Origin of the sequence: Oceanihabitans sp. IOP_32, assembly GCF_009498295.1 — a bacterium.
GTDB classification, from domain to species: Bacteria; Bacteroidota; Bacteroidia; order Flavobacteriales; family Flavobacteriaceae; genus Wocania; species Wocania indica.
This window is the reverse complement of the sequence record NZ_CP040813.1, coordinates 2333233-2351313: the sequence shown is the minus strand read 5'-3', so window position 1 is coordinate 2351313 and position 18081 is coordinate 2333233. Positions and strand designations below refer to the sequence as shown.

At 37.0% G+C, this 18081-nt stretch carries 16 protein-coding genes; 13 read left to right on the top strand and 3 right to left on the bottom strand.

The window, feature by feature from the left end:
* Positions 1-24: 24 nt before the first annotated feature.
* Positions 25-1002: a pyruvate dehydrogenase complex E1 component subunit beta gene (locus FEZ18_RS09780; protein ID WP_153268133.1), complete on the bottom strand. Its 978-nt coding sequence runs from the start codon at positions 1000-1002 to the stop codon at positions 25-27.
* A gap of 157 nt (positions 1003-1159) precedes the next feature.
* On the opposite strand from FEZ18_RS09780, the gene FEZ18_RS09775 reads away from it, so the two are divergent.
* The 10 genes from FEZ18_RS09775 (at position 1160) to lspA (ending at position 12505) form a co-directional block, all read left to right on the top strand.
* Entirely contained in the window at positions 1160-1906 is a 747-nt protein-coding gene (locus tag FEZ18_RS09775; protein WP_153268132.1) for an electron transfer flavoprotein subunit beta/FixA family protein, read from the top strand.
* Between the two features lie 146 nt (positions 1907-2052).
* Positions 2053-3012, top strand: coding sequence for an electron transfer flavoprotein subunit alpha/FixB family protein (locus tag FEZ18_RS09770; RefSeq protein ID WP_153268131.1), 960 nt, complete (start codon positions 2053-2055; stop codon positions 3010-3012).
* 116 nt (positions 3013-3128) lie between these two features.
* Positions 3129-3746 (top strand): bifunctional nuclease family protein, encoded by a 618-nt coding sequence (locus tag FEZ18_RS09765; protein ID WP_153268130.1) that lies wholly within the window; start codon positions 3129-3131, stop codon positions 3744-3746.
* Positions 3747-3849: 103 nt separating this feature from the next.
* A complete protein-coding gene (locus tag FEZ18_RS09760) occupies positions 3850-5643 on the top strand; it encodes a NupC/NupG family nucleoside CNT transporter (protein WP_228122710.1) in 1794 nt (597 codons plus the stop codon).
* Between the two features lie 262 nt (positions 5644-5905).
* Complete coding sequence (locus FEZ18_RS09755; RefSeq protein WP_153268129.1) at positions 5906-6730, top strand: thymidylate synthase; 825 nt, start codon at positions 5906-5908, stop codon at positions 6728-6730.
* A 114-nt stretch (positions 6731-6844) separates the two neighbouring features.
* On the top strand, positions 6845-7786 hold the full coding sequence (locus FEZ18_RS09750; RefSeq protein ID WP_153268128.1) for a dihydrofolate reductase: 942 nt from the start codon (positions 6845-6847) through the stop codon (positions 7784-7786).
* Between the two features lie 232 nt (positions 7787-8018).
* Positions 8019-8957, top strand: coding sequence for a TIGR01212 family radical SAM protein (locus FEZ18_RS09745; RefSeq protein ID WP_153268127.1), 939 nt, complete (start codon positions 8019-8021; stop codon positions 8955-8957).
* Between the two features lie 346 nt (positions 8958-9303).
* A complete protein-coding gene (locus FEZ18_RS09740) occupies positions 9304-10860 on the top strand; it encodes an NAD(P)/FAD-dependent oxidoreductase (RefSeq protein WP_153268126.1) in 1557 nt (518 codons plus the stop codon).
* A 262-nt stretch (positions 10861-11122) separates the two neighbouring features.
* Complete coding sequence (gene fabD / locus FEZ18_RS09735) at positions 11123-12016, top strand: ACP S-malonyltransferase (protein ID WP_153268125.1); 894 nt, start codon at positions 11123-11125, stop codon at positions 12014-12016.
* Positions 12017-12505, top strand: coding sequence for a signal peptidase II (gene lspA, locus FEZ18_RS09730; protein WP_153268124.1), 489 nt, complete (start codon positions 12017-12019; stop codon positions 12503-12505).
* A 271-nt stretch (positions 12506-12776) separates the two neighbouring features.
* On the opposite strand, the gene galE is transcribed toward lspA, so the two are convergent.
* Both galE and FEZ18_RS09720 read right to left on the bottom strand, forming a co-directional pair.
* On the bottom strand, positions 12777-13799 hold the full coding sequence (gene galE / locus FEZ18_RS09725) for a UDP-glucose 4-epimerase GalE (protein WP_153268123.1): 1023 nt from the start codon (positions 13797-13799) through the stop codon (positions 12777-12779).
* On the bottom strand, positions 13792-14946 hold the full coding sequence (locus FEZ18_RS09720) for a DegT/DnrJ/EryC1/StrS family aminotransferase (protein ID WP_153268122.1): 1155 nt from the start codon (positions 14944-14946) through the stop codon (positions 13792-13794). Before FEZ18_RS09720 ends, galE begins: the two co-directional genes overlap by 8 nt.
* A 157-nt stretch (positions 14947-15103) precedes the next feature.
* Between FEZ18_RS09720 and FEZ18_RS09715 the strand changes: the two genes are divergently transcribed.
* From FEZ18_RS09715 to FEZ18_RS09705, 3 genes are all read left to right on the top strand, one after another.
* Complete coding sequence (locus FEZ18_RS09715) at positions 15104-16339, top strand: 3-deoxy-D-manno-octulosonic acid transferase (RefSeq protein ID WP_153268121.1); 1236 nt, start codon at positions 15104-15106, stop codon at positions 16337-16339.
* Between the two features lie 100 nt (positions 16340-16439).
* Complete coding sequence (locus tag FEZ18_RS09710) at positions 16440-17027, top strand: fasciclin domain-containing protein (RefSeq protein WP_153268120.1); 588 nt, start codon at positions 16440-16442, stop codon at positions 17025-17027.
* 262 nt (positions 17028-17289) lie between these two features.
* A complete protein-coding gene (locus tag FEZ18_RS09705) occupies positions 17290-17646 on the top strand; it encodes a hypothetical protein (protein ID WP_153268119.1) in 357 nt (118 codons plus the stop codon).
* Positions 17647-18081: the final 435 nt, after the last annotated feature.

Here is an 18081-nt window from a genome sequence, read left to right as displayed (position 1 = left end):
TTTATATAACGTGTAAATAAATATTTATATGTACATCACCTTCTTAACAGCCTTGATAACAGAGGTGTAATCTGGTAACCATTCTTTTAATAAAACTGGAGAATAAGGTGCTGGCGTATCGGCAGTATTAATTCTTTCAATAGGGGCATCTAAATAATCGAAAGCTTCAGATTGCACCAAATAGGTGATTTCTGTAGCCACATTTCCAAAAGGCCAGGCTTCTTCCAATACCACCAACCTGTTGGTTTTTTTAACCGACTCTATTATGGCCGTTCTGTCCATAGGACGTACGGTACGCAAATCGATAATTTCGCAAGAAATCCCTTCTTTCGCTAACTCATCGGCGGCTTTATAAGCTTCTTTTATAATTTTCCCGAAAGATACTATGGTAACATCTGTTCCTTCGCGCTTAATATCGGCAACCCCAAGAGGTAAAATATATTCGCCATCTGGCACCTCCCCTTTATCGCCATACATTTGCTCACTTTCCATAAAAATAACAGGATCGTCGTCACGAATGGCCGCTTTTAATAAACCTTTCGCATCGTATGGGTTAGACGGTACCACCACTTTTAAACCTGGGGTATTCGCAAACCAACTTTCAAAAGCCTGAGAATGCGTTGCGCCTAATTGCCCTGCAGAGGCCGTTGGGCCACGAAAAACAATAGGACAGTTAAATTGACCACCAGACATTTGCCTAATTTTGGCCGCGTTATTTATAATTTGATCAATCCCCACTAAAGAGAAATTAAAGGTCATAAATTCTACAATTGGCCTATTTCCCGTCATGGTCGAACCTATGGCGACTCCAGAAAAACCCAACTCCGCAATAGGAGTATCGATAACACGTTTTGGGCCAAACTCGTCAAGCATACCTTTAGAGGCCTTGTAAGCCCCGTTGTATTCTGCCACCTCTTCACCCATTAAATAAATGCTTTCGTCTCTACGCATTTCTTCACTCATGGCTTCACAAATGGCCTCTCTAAATTGGATGGTTTTCATGGATATAATTTTTAAATCGAGTTGCAAAAATAACAATAATATAGAACACTTTAATTAAAGCATGGTTTAAAATTTATTATGCATGCATAGCATATATTCAAAATAAAATAATTAACTTCGTAAACTGAAAGAATAATATAGTTAAACATTTAAATATATGAAAATTTTAGTGTGTATAAGTCATGTTCCCGACACGACATCAAAAATTAATTTTACAGATGACCATTCTAATTTTGACACTACTGGTGTGCAATTTGTAATTAACCCAAATGATGAGTTTGGATTAACCAGAGCCATGTGGTTTAAAGAAAAACAAGGCGCTACAGTAGATGTTGTAAGTGTTGGCGGTGCAGAAACCGAACCTACTCTTCGCAAAGCCTTGGCTATTGGTGCCGATAGTGCAATACGAGTAAACACACCGGCCTTAGATGGTTTTCAAGTGGCTAAGCAGTTAGCAAAAGTGGTTCAAGATGGTGCTTACGATTTGGTTATTGCCGGTCGTGAATCTATCGACTATAACGGTGGTATGGTTCCAGGTATGCTTGCCAGTTTAACAGGTGCCAATTTTGTAAACACCTGTATTAATATTGAAGTAGACAACACCACGGTTACGGCAGTTCGAGAGATTGACGGCGGTAAAGAAACAGTAACAACATCCTTTCCGTTAGTTATTGGCGGACAAAAAGGTTTGGTAGAAGAAAGTGATTTACGTATCCCCAATATGCGAGGAATTATGATGGCACGTAAAAAACCCTTAAGCGTTGTTGAACCTGTTGAAGCCAAAGCAAAAACAACTGCGATAAAGTTTGAAAAACCGACACCAAAAGGTGCAGTGACTCTTATAGACCCAGATAATTTAGACGAGCTTATTAACTTGCTTCACAATGAGGCTAAGGTCATTTAAAAGCCTCCCTAACCCCTGCAAACGTGGGTAATAATTGCGGAAGCATACGGTTTAAAAAACCAATTATAATAATTTAAGTAAAACCCAAACAAGCTCAAAGCCCCGCTCAGTAAGATGGGGATTGAGCTGAGGAAAAAAACATATTTATGTCAGTTTTAGTATATACAGAATCGGAAAAAGGTGCTTTTAAAAAAGCAGCTCTAGAAGTCGCCTCTTACGCCAGAGCAGTTGCAAACCAATTAGAAACTACCGTAACAGCAGTCGCTATAAACGTGAATGACACTTCTGCGCTAGGAAAATATGGTGTCGATAAAGTTTTAAATGTAAGCGACTCAAAATTAGATGCTTTTAATGCGAAGAGCTATGCAGATGTTTTAAAGCAGGCTGCAGAAAAAGAAAATGCTCAAGTTGTTATTCTTAGCTCTAGTGCAGATAGCAAATATTTAGCACCACTATTAGCTGTGGGCTTAAACGCAGGTTTTGCCTCTAATGTTATCGAAGCGCCAGAAAGTATAGCGCCATTTACTGTGAAAAGGACAGCCTTTACAAACAAAGCCTTTAGCAGCACCACTATCGATTCTGATGTGAAGCTCATTGCGGTTTCAAATAATGCTTTCGGAATAGTAGAATCTGCTGGTAACGCTTCCGCGGAAGCGTTTTCACCTTCAATTCCAGATCCCGGAGTTATGGTAAAATCGGTAGATAAAGCCACCGATAAAGTTACCATTGCCGACGCCGAGACCGTAGTCTCTGCAGGTCGTGGTTTAAAAGGACCAGAAAACTGGGGAATGATTGAAGAATTGGCGGAAGTTTTAGGTGCGGCAACAGCCTGCTCTAAACCCGTATCAGATTTAGGCTGGAGACCACATGCCGAACATGTTGGACAAACTGGTAAACCCGTAGCAGCAAATCTTTATATTGCTATTGGTATTTCGGGAGCCATCCAACATTTAGCCGGAATCAACGCCTCTAAAGTAAAAGTTGTAATTAACACAGATGCCGAAGCTCCTTTCTTTAAAGCAGCCGATTACGGTGTAGTTGGTGATGCATTTGAGGTTGTACCACAACTTATCGAAAAATTAAAAGCTTTTAAAGCACAACAATAATTTTTCAGTCATAATAGCATAAGCAAAAACTGTTAAAATTAGTATTTCATCGTAAATCTGCTTTCGCAGTTGGTTAAGTCCTAATTTAAACAGTTCTTTGTGTTTTTAAATAGAGTATGAGTCTAGTAAGATTAAATATAAAAGGTATTTCCTATAGTCAAACTCAAAATGGTGCATACGCACTTATTTTAAATGAAGTAGACGGTGAACGCAAACTCCCTATTGTTATTGGCGCTTTCGAGGCACAATCGATTGCAATTGCTTTAGAAAAAGAAATTCGACCTCCGCGCCCTTTAACTCACGATTTATTCAAAAATTTCGCCGAAAGGTTTGATATTATTGTAAAACAAGTTATTATTCACAAACTTGTTGATGGTGTATTCTACTCGAGTTTAATTTGCGAACGCGACAAAATTGAAGAAATTATCGATGCGAGAACGAGCGATGCCATAGCTTTAGCCCTGCGATTTGACGCACCTATTTTTACCTACAAAAACATTCTAGACAAAGCCGGTATTTATCTAAAAGTGAATCCGAAAAAAGAGGCCGAAGAAGGAGATCTAGAAAGTGTGTTAGAAGATGATGTATTAACCGACCCATTGGGAACCGAGACTTCTAAAGAAAGTTATAAAGACAAATCTCTTGAAGAACTCCACAAATTGCTAGAAGAAGCTGTTGTTAATGAAGACTATGAAGCTGCGGCAAATATTCGTGACGAAATCTCTAAACGCTAATTTTAGTTTACTTATGAAACATCCATAACTAAAACTTGAGAACCAAGGATATGATTATATGGATGTCGCATGTGACCAAAGAAAAAACAATAAAAACAAACACATGAAACACTTTTTTTTGTCTTTAGCTGCTATTGTGTTATTCTCGACTTCAACAGTTACAGCCCAAAATATAAATGACAAAAAAACAGATAGTCTTTTTAATACCTTTAAACAGGACATAGAAAAACTATTTGTAGATAAAAAAATAAACAACTGGCAACTTTACGAACACACTATTTACGAGAGTTATCCCGATAGCATTCAGTCTAAATTAGATTTTGAACGGGGCAAAGAGTTTCTTAATTTAAATCGAAACGGAGAATACCTCTCAACATTACGAAATACGTTTAGTAAAGGGGTTTGGCTTCAAAACAACAACCTTATCGTTTTAAAGCAAAAAGTACCAAAAACCATCGATGTTTATTACGAAATATTAAAATTAAACGACAGTACATTACAATTAAAAAAAAATAATAAAGTACTAACCTACGTTTCTAGTGCACATTCAGGTTATTTATCGATTGAAGCTCCTGTAGACACTATTATTCCTAGCCAAGGATTTTCAATACACAGTTTGTGGCGAGGTATTTTAGGCATGATTACTTTAATTTTTATTGCCTTTGTATTCAGTAATAATAGAAAAGCCATTAATTGGAAGATTGTGGGCATTGGTTTAGCATTCCAACTTGTAATTGCCATAGGGGTCTTAAAAGTGAGTTTCATAAAAAATGGTTTTGAAGCCATTGGACAAGTATTTATTAATATCTTAGATTTTACGCGAGCTGGTAGCGAATTTCTTTTTAGTGGCGTCATGGATGTGAGTTCCTACGGTTTTATCTTTGCTTTTCAAGTACTTCCTACCATAATATTTTTTTCAGCTTTAACATCCGTTTTATTTTATTTAGGTATTATTCAAAAAGTCGTGCAAGCCATGGCTTGGTTACTCTCTAAAGCCCTAAAAATTTCTGGAGCAGAAAGTTTAAGTGTTGCCGGAAATATTTTTTTAGGTCAAACCGAAGCCCCATTACTCATAAAGGCTTATTTAGAGAAAATGAATAAGTCTGAAATTCTATTAGTTATGATTGGTGGCATGGCCACGGTGGCGGGTGCAGTACTAGCAGCCTATATTGGTTTTTTAGGTGGCGACGACCCTGAGTTACGTTTATTTTACGCCAAACACTTATTGGCCGCATCGGTTATGGCGGCACCTGGTGCAATCGTCATATCCAAAATATTATATCCGCAAACCGAAAAAGTAAATACAAACGCCAATGTGTCTCAGGAAACCATAGGCTCTAACTTCTTAGACGCCATTGCAAACGGTACAACCGAAGGTTTAAAACTAGCGGTAAATGTTGGTGCCATGCTTTTAGTATTTGTAGCTTTTATTGCCATGTTTAACGGTATTTTAAGTTGGGTTGGCGAGATAAGCCATTTAAATCAATGGATTGCGAACAACACCTCGTACCAAGACCTATCTCTCGAGCTTATTTTAGGCTACCTTTTCGCCCCTTTAATGTGGCTTATTGGAGTAGCTAAAGAAGATATGGCCTTAATGGGACAGCTTTTAGGCATTAAAATTGCAGCAAGCGAATTTATAGGTTACATTCAATTATCTGAACTTAAAAATGTGGCAAATGCCACACATCTTACATACCAAAAATCAATAATTATGGCCACTTACATGCTTTGTGGGTTTGCAAATTTCGCGTCTATAGGCATTCAAATTGGAGGTATTGGCTCTCTAGCTCCAGGACAACGAAAAACCTTATCTAAATTTGGGATGAAAGCTCTTATTGGTGGATCGATTGCCTCTTTAGTATCGGCTACTATTGCGGGAATGATAATTGGATAAAACAGTTTAATACCAATTTAATTTTGAAATGTCGTACGGTTAATTTGGTACAACACCTCAGAAACAGAATTTAAGTTAGAAAAAGAGATGCATTATTGGCATTTTATTATTTTATTCTGAAACAAAGCTTTAGTTTTGAAAAATTTTTTATTTTCAGGGCTCTGCTAAATGGTTACTTTAAAAACTGTATTTAGCTTCGATTCGTGTCGCATTTAAAAAGTAAGTTTAATTTAATAAAATCGCTTCTTTCGCAAAATATAATATGAAACAATATCACGATTTAGTAAAACACGTTTTAGAAAACGGAAACGAAAAAGCAGATAGAACGGGAACAGGAACAAAAAGCGTATTTGGTTATCAAATGCGATTTGATTTGAGTGAGGGTTTCCCTATGGTAACCACTAAGAAGCTACATTTAAAATCCATAATACACGAGCTGTTGTGGTTTTTAAAAGGCGATACCAATATTAACTATTTAACACAGAATGGCGTTAAAATTTGGAACAGCTGGGCCGATGAAAATGGCGACCTCGGTCCCGTTTATGGCCACCAATGGCGCAACTGGAATAACGATGACATCGACCAGATTAAAGACACCATTAACACTCTAAAGACTAATCCGGATAGTAGACGTATGCTGGTTTCTGCCTGGAATCCTTCAGTATTACCAGACACCACAAAAAATTTTAGCGAAAATGTAGCCAATGGTAAAGCGGCTTTACCACCATGCCATGCTTTTTTTCAATTTTATGTCGCCGATGGCAAATTATCTTGTCAGCTTTACCAGCGTAGTGCCGATATCTTTTTGGGGGTGCCTTTTAATATCGCTAGTTATGCACTATTCACCATGATGATGGCTCAAGTTTGCGGCTATCAGCCTGGAGAATTTATTCATACTTTTGGCGATGCTCATATATACAGCAACCACTTAGAGCAGTTAGAATTACAGTTGTCTCGTGATTTAAAACCATTACCAAAAATGATTTTAAATCCGGAAATAAAAGATATTTTCGATTTCACGTACAACGATTTCACTTTAGTTGATTACAATCCGCATCCACATATAAAAGGCAGTGTAGCGGTGTAATGGAAACACATCATAGTATGAATTACAGCATTTAAGAAACCTGTTAGTAACCCCTAATTATGTTTTTCTTTGTAAGCTTAAAAGTTATAACTTTACACAAGCAATATTATTGATATGTTCGGAAATAAAAAACAACAAAAACCCATAGATCCAGATCAATTAGAACTTATTGAAAACGCACAAAGACGTATTAAACAAAAAAAACGTTTATACCTACATTTTGTCATATTTTTAATAGGAGCACTTTTTTTTATAGTCTTAAACACGGTGATAGGCATTGGCAAAGAATTTAGGTTGTTTGGTAAAGAATGGTTCCTTTTTGTTGTCTTACTTTGGTTTTTCATTTTAGTATACCATGCCTTTAATGTTTTTGTTACCCATAAATTTATGGGAAAAACTTGGGAGAAAAATCAATTAGACAAACTGGTGGCGCAACAACAAAACCGTATTGAAAAACTAAAGAAAGGCTTTATAAAAGAAGAAAAAAAACTTGCACAAAGTGAAGTGTACGAGCAGGTAAAACGCGAAGCTAAGCCTGAAGACCTTAGTAGCAAGAAAACAGAGCTCACTATAATAGCCGCTGCGGCCGAAAATAACGCTATTGGAAAAGACAACCAGCTTATTTGGCATTTAAGTAACGACCTAAAACGCTTTAAAAGCTTAACTAACGGGCATTATATTATTATGGGGCGTAAAACTTTTGAAAGTTTTCCAAAACCATTACCAAATAGGACTCATATTGTAATTTCACGACAAGAAAACTATAAAGTACCCAGTGGTGTTATTTTAGTACACAGCTTAGAAGATGCTATCGATGCCGCAAAAAACGATTCGCAACCTTTTATTATTGGTGGCGGCGAAATTTATAAACAAGCTATGGCTTTTGCCGATAAAATTGAGTTAACTCGGGTACATGAAAACTTTGATGCCGATGCCTTTTTCCCTGAGATTGATCGCAGTATTTGGAAAGAAACAGAAAATATTTTTCATAAAAAAGATGAAAACCATGCACATGAATTTTCGTTTTTAACTTACGAACGCATGAAAAAAAATTAAACAACAAACCACCATGTGTTTATTTAACTAAGAATTGGGTGTAATTCCTAGTGCTTCAAACATGTTTTTGAATGTCTATTTATAAACGGTGTCGTCGTTAAAAACCTAATCTTCTAAAAAACAACCTACCCATTTCTCTGTGATTGTATAGCTTTTTACTATTAAAAGAGAAATCAATCATTAAAAACAGCCTCTTGTAACAAAAACAAACACACTACTACAACAACTTGATATGAAAATTACTGGGAAACGCTATTTAGATTACTCATCATTTATTAAATCTACTTTTGGAGAACGGGTTCAAAAAATCTCATTAGACATTGGATTTACTTGTCCGAATAGAGACGGCTCCAAAGGCTACGGCGGTTGTACTTATTGCAACAATAACACCTTTAATCCCGATTATTGTGAGCCCACAAAAAGCATTACCCAACAATTAGAAGAAGGCATTAGTCGGTTTTCTAAAAAATATAAATCACAACACTATTTAGCATATTTTCAAGCCTATACAAATACGTACTCCGATTTAGAATCTCTTAAAGCCATGTACAAAGAGGCGCTAAGCGTTCCAAACGTGGTGGGCTTGGTTATTGGCACCCGTCCAGATTGTATTTCAGAGGAGATTATCGATTATTTATCAATGCTATCGAAAACCTATTTTATTGCTCTGGAGTTTGGTGTAGAGAGTACCTTGAACAAGACTTTAAAAACAGTTAACAGATGCCATACCTTCGAAGATACCAAAGCCACCTATGCCCTATGCGAAAACAAAGGTTTTTATTTGGGCGCACACTTAATTATAGGCTTGCCGGGAGAATCGGAAGCCGATTTGTTAAATCATGCTAAAGCCATTTCTAAACTGCCTATTCATACTTTAAAACTACACCATTTACAAATTGTAAAGCAATCGATAATGGCGTACCAGTATAAAACCAAGCCAGAAAAATTTAATTTATTTACAGCCGAACGTTATATCGATCTCATAACCGATTTTGTGGGCTTATTACGCCCAGACATTATTATTGAACGTTTTGTAAGCGAAGCACCTCAAGACTTATTGATTGCCCCAAAATGGAAGGGCCTTAAAAATTTTGAGATTGTAGCAAAAATCGATAAAAAGCTTGCAGAGAAAAATACTTGGCAAGGGAAGTATTATAACGAGTCGTTTTGAATTTAGATTAAGATTTTAAAATAATTTGCTATCAATAAAAATCATTAATGTCCGACAAAAGACATAAGACCGCTTCGCTAATAGACATAATAACCAAGACTTGATTCTAACTAACTGATAAACAGAAGTACTTTAAATTAACAAAATAGTTCCTTTAAATCTTAATAATTATTTCAAATAAGCAAGGTGACATTTTATAAAACGTGCAAAGTTCTTAATTTTAAAAGGATGGACAGCATTTTAATATTTTTAATCGGACACTAGTGAATAAAAATATAAAAACTAAAAATATAAGCTTTTAAATTTCTTTTACAACACTAGCCCCTATTTTCCGTAATTTTGCAATATGGTAAAAGACATTCAACTACGTATATCGCTTAAAGACGAAGAACAAGCCGATATACTGATTAAAAAAGCGGCACAGTTTTTAGATATTGACAAAACCGATATTAACGGTATAAAAGTATTACGCAAGTCTATTGATGCTAGAAAACCCAAAATCTTTTTTAACTATAAAGTTGCTGTTTACATTAAGGAAGCTTTACCAGAAAAATCAGAATACATCTTTAATTACAAAGATGTCTCGAAAGCCAAACCCATTCATATTATTGGCTTTGGCCCAGCAGGAATGTATGCTGCCTTGCGCTGTATAGAACTCGGTTATAAACCCATTGTTTTAGAACGCGGTAAAAATGTGCAAGATCGCCGTAGGGATTTAAAAGCTATAAATCGAGATCACATTGTTAATGAAGATTCTAATTATTGCTTTGGCGAAGGTGGTGCTGGCACCTATAGCGATGGTAAATTGTACACCCGGAGTTTAAAACGCGGTGACGTGAGGCGCATTTTTGAAAATCTCGTTTTTCATGGTGCCACCGATCAAATTTTAATCGATGCCCACCCACATATTGGAACTAATAAACTACCCAAAGTAGTTCAAAACATTCGTGAAACCATATTACACCACGGCGGCGAGATTCATTTTGAAACCCGTGTGGTTAATTTTACTACGAAAAACAACAAAATACAAGCCATTCAACTACAAAATGGTGAAGAAATGCAGGCCAATCGTGTTATTTTAGCAACAGGACATTCTGCACGAGATATTTATTATTTACTTCATAAGAAGGATATTGCGATAACCGCAAAATCTTTTGCCATGGGAGTTCGCGTAGAGCATCCACAACATATTATTGATTCTATTCAATACCATTGTTCTGGTGATAGGCACGAGCTTCTACCGCCAGCTTCATACGGTTTGGTGCAACAAGTAAACCACCGTGGTGTTTATTCGTTTTGTATGTGCCCTGGCGGTTTTATAGTTCCTGCAGCTACGGCAAATGGCGAGGTTGTTGTTAATGGCATGTCGCCTTCAAAACGAAACAATCTGTATGCGAATTCGGGTATTGTCGTTGAAATTAATGTCGATCAGGATTTAAAAAAATACGAACAGTTTGGGGTTTTAAAAGGGCTGGAATATCAAAAGAATTTAGAACGCCTCGCTTTTACGGCTGGCGGACGTAGCCAAGTGGCACCAGCGCAACGTCTCACCGATTTTGTTGAAGGTCGTTTATCTCAAAATTTAAATGACAGCTCCTACCAACCGGGTTTAAAATCGGCTCCCCTGCATGCTTTATTACCAAAATTAATAGGAAGTAGACTGCGAAAGGGTTTTGAGGCTTTCGGACAAAAAATGAAGGGCTATTATACTGAAGAAGCCAACATTGTTGGGGTAGAATCTAGAACCTCATCCCCTATTAACATTCCTAGAAAAGAGAATTTAGAACATCCAGAAATTGAAGGTTTATTTCCTTGCGGGGAAGGTGCGGGTTATGCGGGTGGAATCGTTTCGGCGGCTATGGATGGCGAACGTTGTGCCGAAGCTGCAATTGTAGGATTGTAACTTGGATTCTGCGTTAGGGATTGATGCGGCATCCTTTTTTTGAAAGACATAAAACATACTTTGATTAGAACTAAAATTTAACAGATAGCCTCGTCGCTCAGTCCTCGCTATAACGTAAAAAAAAAGATATAGCGGAAAGCCCGACCCCTTTTTCGGGGTAACGCCCAAATCATTATTTTTATATGCTTTTCTAAAAGCGAAGTAAGCTATCTTGTTTAAAAGATTTATTCCTATTTTTGCAGCATCAAAATTTTAAGAACATATGAAAGCATATATATTTCCAGGACAAGGTGCGCAATTTTCAGGAATGGGTTTGGACCTTTATGAACAGTCTCCTTTAGCCCAAGAGTTATTTGAGAAAGCCAACCATATTCTAGGTTTCAACATTACCGACATTATGTTTGAAGGTACTGCCGAAGCCCTTAAAGAAACTAAAGTGACGCAACCTGCTATTTTTTTACATTCTGTAATTTTAGCAAAAACCTTAGGCGACAGCTTTAAACCAGATATGGTAGCAGGACATTCGCTAGGTGAATTTTCGGCTTTGGTTGCCAACGGTAGTTTAAATTTTGAAGATGGCTTAAAGTTGGTATCCCAACGTGCACTTGCTATGCAAAAAGCATGCGAATTACAACCGAGTACCATGGCTGCCGTTTTAGGTTTAGATGATGCTGTTGTTGAAAACATATGTAGTAGCACCCCAGGGATCGTAGTTGCTGCCAATTACAACTGTCCAGGTCAACTCGTAATCTCTGGAGAAATTGAGGCGGTTAATCAAGCTTGTGAAAAATTAAAAGATGCAGGCGCCAGACGTGCTTTAATTTTACCTGTTGGTGGTGCTTTTCATTCACCTTTAATGGAGCCCGCTCGCGAACAATTAGCTGCAGCTATAGAAAACACGACATTTAACAAACCGAGCTGTCCTATTTACCAAAATGTAACAGCCCATGCGGTTATTAATGAAGCCGACATTAAAGCAAACTTAATATCGCAATTAACAGCGCCAGTGCGCTGGACACAATCGGTACAACAAATGATTGCCGATGGTGCTACTCTATTTACAGAAGTAGGCCCAGGCAAAGTATTACAAGGTTTAGTAAAGAAAATTAACAGGGCTTCTGAAACGGCTTCTGCAACTTTTGAAAGCAATAATTAAATGAAATTATCTAGACGCTCCATCTTCATCCTGGTTGTTATTATTTTAACTATTGCCGCAGATCAAATATCCAAAATTTGGATTAGAGCTAATGTAGCCCCTGGCAGTCAGTCGAAAATTATTGGTGATTTTTTCACTTTACACAATGTAGAAAATACTGGAGCTTTTTTAGGCATGGGTAGCGACTTAAACGAGACGCTTAGAATCCTTTTGCTTCTTATATTACCCATTGTAGTTTTAGCCTTTGTACTGCGCTATATTTTAAAAGAGAAATCTTTAGATAAGTGGTCTCTTTTTGCCTTTGCCAGTATTATTGGCGGTGGCATTGGCAATGTTTACGATCGTTTTGTGTATGGTTCGGTTACCGATTTTTGGCATATCGATTTAGGTGGTGTCCTTAGAACGGGCATTTTTAATATGGCCGATTTATCGGTTACTACCGGTATGATTATTTTGGTGATTGCTAGTTTTAGGAAGAAAAAGAAATAAAATCATAAAAATTGAATTGATTATCCGTAAAGTATCATAAATCCATAAATTAATATAATATGGTGGCACTTACATATTTTTTTTCTGCGTAAATCAGCGCTATCTGCGGGACAATTCTATAAAGCGCTACTATTTATTTCCCGCAGATTACACAGATAATCGCAGATTTTTTACGATTATGATAAAAAACGGAGATACAAAATTGAATCTAATAAAAAAAGGCTACTCCATTAATCGAGTAGCCTTTTTAAATTTTTCTAATTAACAACAATTATTTCCCTCTAACAACCTGCTCCCATTTCCAAGCAGAACGCATGGCATCGTTAAGAGTAAGCTCTGTTTTCCAACCCAACTCGTTATTGGCTTTGGTGGTATCGGCATAGGCCGAAATAATATCGCCTGCTCTTCTGCCTACTATTTTATAATTTAGTTTTTCTCCAGAAACGTTTTCGAAAGCATGGATTACTTCTAATACAGAACTCCCTTTTCCTGTGCCCAGATTAAAGGTTTCGTAATTCGCTTTATTTTTATTTTGCAACAAGCGATTAAGAGCTACAACATGGGCTTTGGCCAAATCGACCACATGAATATAATCTCGTATACAGGTGCCATCTGGCGTGGGATAATCGTCCCCAAAAACCGATAATTCTTCACGAATTCCTATAGCCGTTTGGGTAATAAACGGTACTAAATTCTGGGGCACACCTATTGGTAACTCGCCAATTTTTCCAGACTCGTGTGCGCCAATCGGGTTAAAATATCTAAGGGCTATCGCCTTTAAGTTTGGGGTTACTTTGCAAGTATCACTAATAATCTCTTCACCAATCTGTTTGGTATTTCCGTAAGGCGATTCGGCTTGTTTTACCGGAGCACTTTCTGTTATTGGCAATTCATCGGCTTGACCGTAAACCGTACAAGATGAGCTAAAAATAAATGCCGCTTCAGGTAAGTTTTTTAATTCTTTAAGCAGGTAAATGAGTGTAGAGATATTGTTCTCGTAGTACAACAATGGCTCTTGCACACTTTCGCCAACAGCCTTACTCGCTGCGAAATGAATAACGCCTTTGATGTCGTTGTAATCTTGAAAAAAACGCTCTACTTTTTGTTTGTCTTTTAAATCTAACTTTTCAAATGTGGGTTTTATGCCCGTTATGGCTGTTATACCGTCTAAAACGGCTTCCGAAGCATTAGATAAATCATCAATAATAACAACCTCGTAACCCTTGTTTTGTAGTTCTACAACAGTATGAGAACCAATAAAACCTAATCCTCCTGTAACTAGTATCTTATCCATTTATAAAGTTTATAAGTGTTGATGTGATATAGGCAATTTGTTCGTCGTCCAATTCGGTATGCATTGGCAAGGAGATTACTTCCTGAATTAACTGGTTGGTAACTGGGAAATCGGCTTCTTGATATCGGGCATCTGCGTAAGCTTTTTGCTTATGTAACGGAATGGGATAATAGACACCACAAGGAATATCGTGTGCATTTAAATGCTTTACTAATGCGTCTCGATCGACACCTTTTACTTTTAATGTGTATTGATGAAACACATGGCAATCGCAAGTATCACAAATATCTTTGCATCCATTTACGGTTATAGGTGTTATTATGTTTTTAACACCTTTAAACGCCTCATTATATTTTCGGGCAGCCTTTCGCCTTGCCTCATTATAACGATCTAAATACGGTAATTTCGCATTTAAAACAGCGGCTTGAATCGTATCTAATCTGGAATTAACACCAACCACATCATGGTGATAACGCTTGTACATACCATGATTAACAATACCTCTTATGCGGTGTGCTAAATCGTCATCGTTAGTGAAAATGGCGCCACCATCGCCATAACAACCTAAGTTTTTTGAAGGAAAAAAGGAAGTAGATGCCACATGCCCAATAGTTCCTGCTTTCGCCTTCGTGCCATCTTTGTAGGTAAAAGTCGCCCCAATGGCTTGTGCATTATCTTCAATGACAAACAAATTATGGGCTTTTGCTATTTCCATAATCGCCTCCATATTGGCACATTGCCCAAATAAATGCACCGGTACAATGGCTTTAGTTTTTGGTGTAATCGCCTTTTTAATAGCTTCAATACTTATATTAAAGTCGTCGGGATTAACATCTACCAATACTGGTGTTAAATTTAACAGTGCGATAACTTCTACAGTCGCCGCAAAAGTGAAATCGGCCGTAATAACCTCATCTCCGGGTTTTAAATCCAGCCCCATCATGGCTATTTGTAAAGCATCGGTGCCGTTTGCACAGGGTATAACATGCTTTACACCCAGATATTGCTCCAAATTCTTCTGAAATTCATGAACTTTTGGACCGTTTATAAATGAGGTCGTGTCTATAACCTCCTGAATTGAAGGATTCACAACATCTTTTATTTGATTGTATTGACCTTTGAGGTCTACCATTTGGATTTTCTTCATCTGAAAAATTTTACGGCTCATTTTTTATTTTCACAGAAAACAAGCTCTGCTTAGTTAACTCGTCTTAATAAAGCGATATAGAGGGCGAAATTACAAAATTCGTAAGCGCTAACCAACGTATTTATTTTAAAGAAATGTATTTTTGTGATAAAAAGTTTTGACTCTACTATATAACTTAGGAATACATTTAGCAAGTATCGGTTTAAAATGTATCGCAGCATTTAACAAAAAAATTAAATTAGGGGTTGCCGGCCGATCCAAAACCTTTGGTATATTAAAAGACAAGCTTCATAGTCAAGATAAAACGCTGTGGTTTCATTGTGCGTCGTTGGGAGAGTACGAACAAGGGCTTCCCGTGTTTCAGGCCCTGCGAAAGCAATACCCAACACATAAAATTGTTCTCACTTTTTTCTCGCCATCTGGATACGAAATTCGTAAAAACTCGCCCATTGCCGATGTTGTCGTGTATTTACCTTTAGACACCAAAAAAAATGCCCATCACTTTTTAAATATCGTAAATCCAGAGCTCACGGTTTTTGTTAAATACGATATTTGGCCTAATTTCCTAAACGCATTAAAGCAACGGCAATTACGCGCTGTATTAATATCGGCGGCCTTTAGAGAAACTCAATCCTTCTTTAAATTCTACGGAAAAACCTTAAGAGAAGCGTTATTCACATTCGAGCATATTTTTACACAAAACGAAACCTCAAAAAAACTACTGCAATCCATAAATTATCATGCGGTTACCGTATCTGGAGACACCCGTTTTGATCGGGTTTCCAATCAATTAGAGGTTAATAACACCCTAGATTTTATAGAAACCTTTAAGAATAATCATTTATGCATTGTTGCAGGAAGTACTTGGCCGATAGACGACAATCTATTTATAAATTACATTAATACTAAAACCAGTAAGGACGTCAAATTTATTATTGCGCCTCATAATATTAACCCGACCCAAATAAAAAGCCTGGCAGATAAATTGGATTCTCCAACAGTTTTATACAGTGAACAGGCCGACAAAGACCTTAAAGACGCGCAAGTATTCATTGTAGATACCATTGGATTATTAACTAAAATATATCATTATGCCGATATAGCTTATGTTGGTGGTGCTATGGGGCATACGGGTTTACACAATACACTAGAGCCTGCCGTTTTCGGGATTCCTATTATTATTGGAAACAAGTACGATAAATTTCCTGAGGCTAAAGCTATGATTGCTAATTGTGGTATGTTTTCTATTGCAAACCAAAAAGAATTCAATTTGGTTCTCGATGAGCTTATTGGTAACGCCGAGAAAAGATTACAAGCTGGCGATAAAAACTTAGCGTATATTAAAAAAAACAAAGGGGCAGTCATCCAAATACTCAACTATCTGCGTATATAAGATAATTTAACCCTTAACGCTAAAGATATCAAGACAGACCTTTATATCCTACAGAATAAGTGTTTAGATTAGAAAATAATTAACACTAAAACAAAAACCAATGAAAAAATTACTTTTAAGTACGGTTCTATTAGCAGTATTTGGCCTATCATTTAATTCTTGTAAAGACACCAAAAAACAAGAAGAAGTAGTAACCGAAGATACTGTAGAAGTTATTGAAGAAGCCGTTGAAGAGGAGAAAGCACCAAACATTGTTGAGGTTGCTGCTGCTAACGAAAACTTCTCTACACTTGTAGCCGCAGTAAAAGCAGCAGACTTAGTTGAAGTATTAAGTGGAACAGGACCTTTTACGGTTTTTGCTCCTACAAACGATGCTTTTGCTAAATTACCTGAAGGCACAGTAGACAATTTATTAAAACCAGAAAACAAAGCTACCTTATCAGGTATTTTAACCTACCATGTTGTTTCTGGAACATTTGATGCCGCGGCTGTAGTTGAAGCCATTAATGCTAATGACGGTGCTTTTGAGGTTACCACAGTACAAGGCAACACATTAGTTGCTACTTTAAATGGTACCGATGTTATAATAAAGGACGCTAAAGGAAATGCCGCCAAAGTTGTTATAGCCGACGTCGCTGCTTCAAACGGTGTGATTCACGCCATCGATACTGTAGTAATGCCAGAATAAATAACCGTTAAAATATTTAAAACTTACTTACCAACTATCTAGTAAGTAAGTTTTTTTACGTTAGTCGATCAATTCTTGCTCAACAAAAAAAGGTGAAAAGCACTGTTATAATAGGTTTATACAAGCAAAAAATTAAGCCTCTACCAGTGGGATATATTCTTATAAAGTAATAAGAATTTTTCTAATAATATCCTTTGAAAATCGTAAAAAATATAATATTTTCACTCACTAATTAAATTAATAAACATTAAAACCAAAACTCATGAAAAAATTACTTTTAAGCACTGCTTTACTGTTAGCTTTAGGCCTAACTTTTACGTCTTGTAGAGACACCAAGAAAGCAGAAGACACTTTAGAAAACGCTGTTGAAGCCACTGAAGAGACTGCAGAAAACGCTGCTGAAGCTTTAGAAGAGGCTGCTGAAAATGCAGGAGAAGCTGTTGATGAAGCTGCTGATAAAACTGGTGAAGCTCTAAATGAAGCTACAGAAAAAGCAGGAGAAGCTATTGATAGCGCTGTTGATGCTGCTGGTGAAGCCGTTGAAAACGTAGAAAGTGCTGCCGATAAAGCTGCTGAAGATGCTAAGAAAAAAGCAAAAGAAGCGACTAGCGGGAAATAAAACTACTAGAACGTACTAAAAAGCCACCTTATGGGTGGTTTTTTTATACCCTCTTTTTTACTACCACGCCACCTTTTTAAATAACCTTTAGATTGTAATTGATTGTCCGTAAAGCATCGTAAACTCAGAATACCAAATTAGCCATGTCATGCCGCATATAATTTGTTTACTCGCATCTTTCTATGTTATAAATAGGTGTTCATGAGGTGCTTCGCAGTTCTTTTTCGCCCCTATTTCGTAATAACATAAAACCCTAACTTTGGCTAAGCGTTGATGTTCTACCTCATTTGAACAAGAAATAATTCGAAACCCTTTTTAGAATCTAAAATTTGTGTCGCAACAAACCTCAGAAAGCGAAAACCACACGTTCCACACCCCCTTTAACGCATAACCAGAAGCTAAGCAAGCTCAAACAAAATGGGGATAGCTCCCATT

Excerpts from the sequence above, each read along its gene's own strand:
- FEZ18_RS09740 (WP_153268126.1), top strand. The coding sequence starts at position 9,304 with ATGGTAAAAGACATTCAACTACGTATATCGCTTAAAGACGAAGAACAA.
- lspA (WP_153268124.1), top strand. The coding sequence starts at position 12,017 with ATGAAATTATCTAGACGCTCCATCTTCATCCTGGTTGTTATTATTTTA.
- FEZ18_RS09705 (WP_153268119.1), top strand. The coding sequence starts at position 17,290 with ATGAAAAAATTACTTTTAAGCACTGCTTTACTGTTAGCTTTAGGCCTA.
- FEZ18_RS09710 (WP_153268120.1), top strand. The coding sequence starts at position 16,440 with ATGAAAAAATTACTTTTAAGTACGGTTCTATTAGCAGTATTTGGCCTA.
- FEZ18_RS09720 (WP_153268122.1), bottom strand. The coding sequence starts at position 14,946 with ATGAAGAAAATCCAAATGGTAGACCTCAAAGGTCAATACAATCAAATA.
- FEZ18_RS09760 (WP_228122710.1), top strand. The coding sequence starts at position 3,850 with ATGAAACACTTTTTTTTGTCTTTAGCTGCTATTGTGTTATTCTCGACT.
- fabD (WP_153268125.1), top strand. The coding sequence starts at position 11,123 with ATGAAAGCATATATATTTCCAGGACAAGGTGCGCAATTTTCAGGAATG.
- FEZ18_RS09765 (WP_153268130.1), top strand. The coding sequence starts at position 3,129 with ATGAGTCTAGTAAGATTAAATATAAAAGGTATTTCCTATAGTCAAACT.
- FEZ18_RS09770 (WP_153268131.1), top strand. The coding sequence starts at position 2,053 with ATGTCAGTTTTAGTATATACAGAATCGGAAAAAGGTGCTTTTAAAAAA.
- FEZ18_RS09780 (WP_153268133.1), bottom strand. The coding sequence starts at position 1,002 with ATGAAAACCATCCAATTTAGAGAGGCCATTTGTGAAGCCATGAGTGAA.
- FEZ18_RS09755 (WP_153268129.1), top strand. The coding sequence starts at position 5,906 with ATGAAACAATATCACGATTTAGTAAAACACGTTTTAGAAAACGGAAAC.
- FEZ18_RS09775 (WP_153268132.1), top strand. The coding sequence starts at position 1,160 with ATGAAAATTTTAGTGTGTATAAGTCATGTTCCCGACACGACATCAAAA.
- FEZ18_RS09745 (WP_153268127.1), top strand. The coding sequence starts at position 8,019 with ATGAAAATTACTGGGAAACGCTATTTAGATTACTCATCATTTATTAAA.
- galE (WP_153268123.1), bottom strand. The coding sequence starts at position 13,799 with ATGGATAAGATACTAGTTACAGGAGGATTAGGTTTTATTGGTTCTCAT.
- FEZ18_RS09750 (WP_153268128.1), top strand. The coding sequence starts at position 6,845 with ATGTTCGGAAATAAAAAACAACAAAAACCCATAGATCCAGATCAATTA.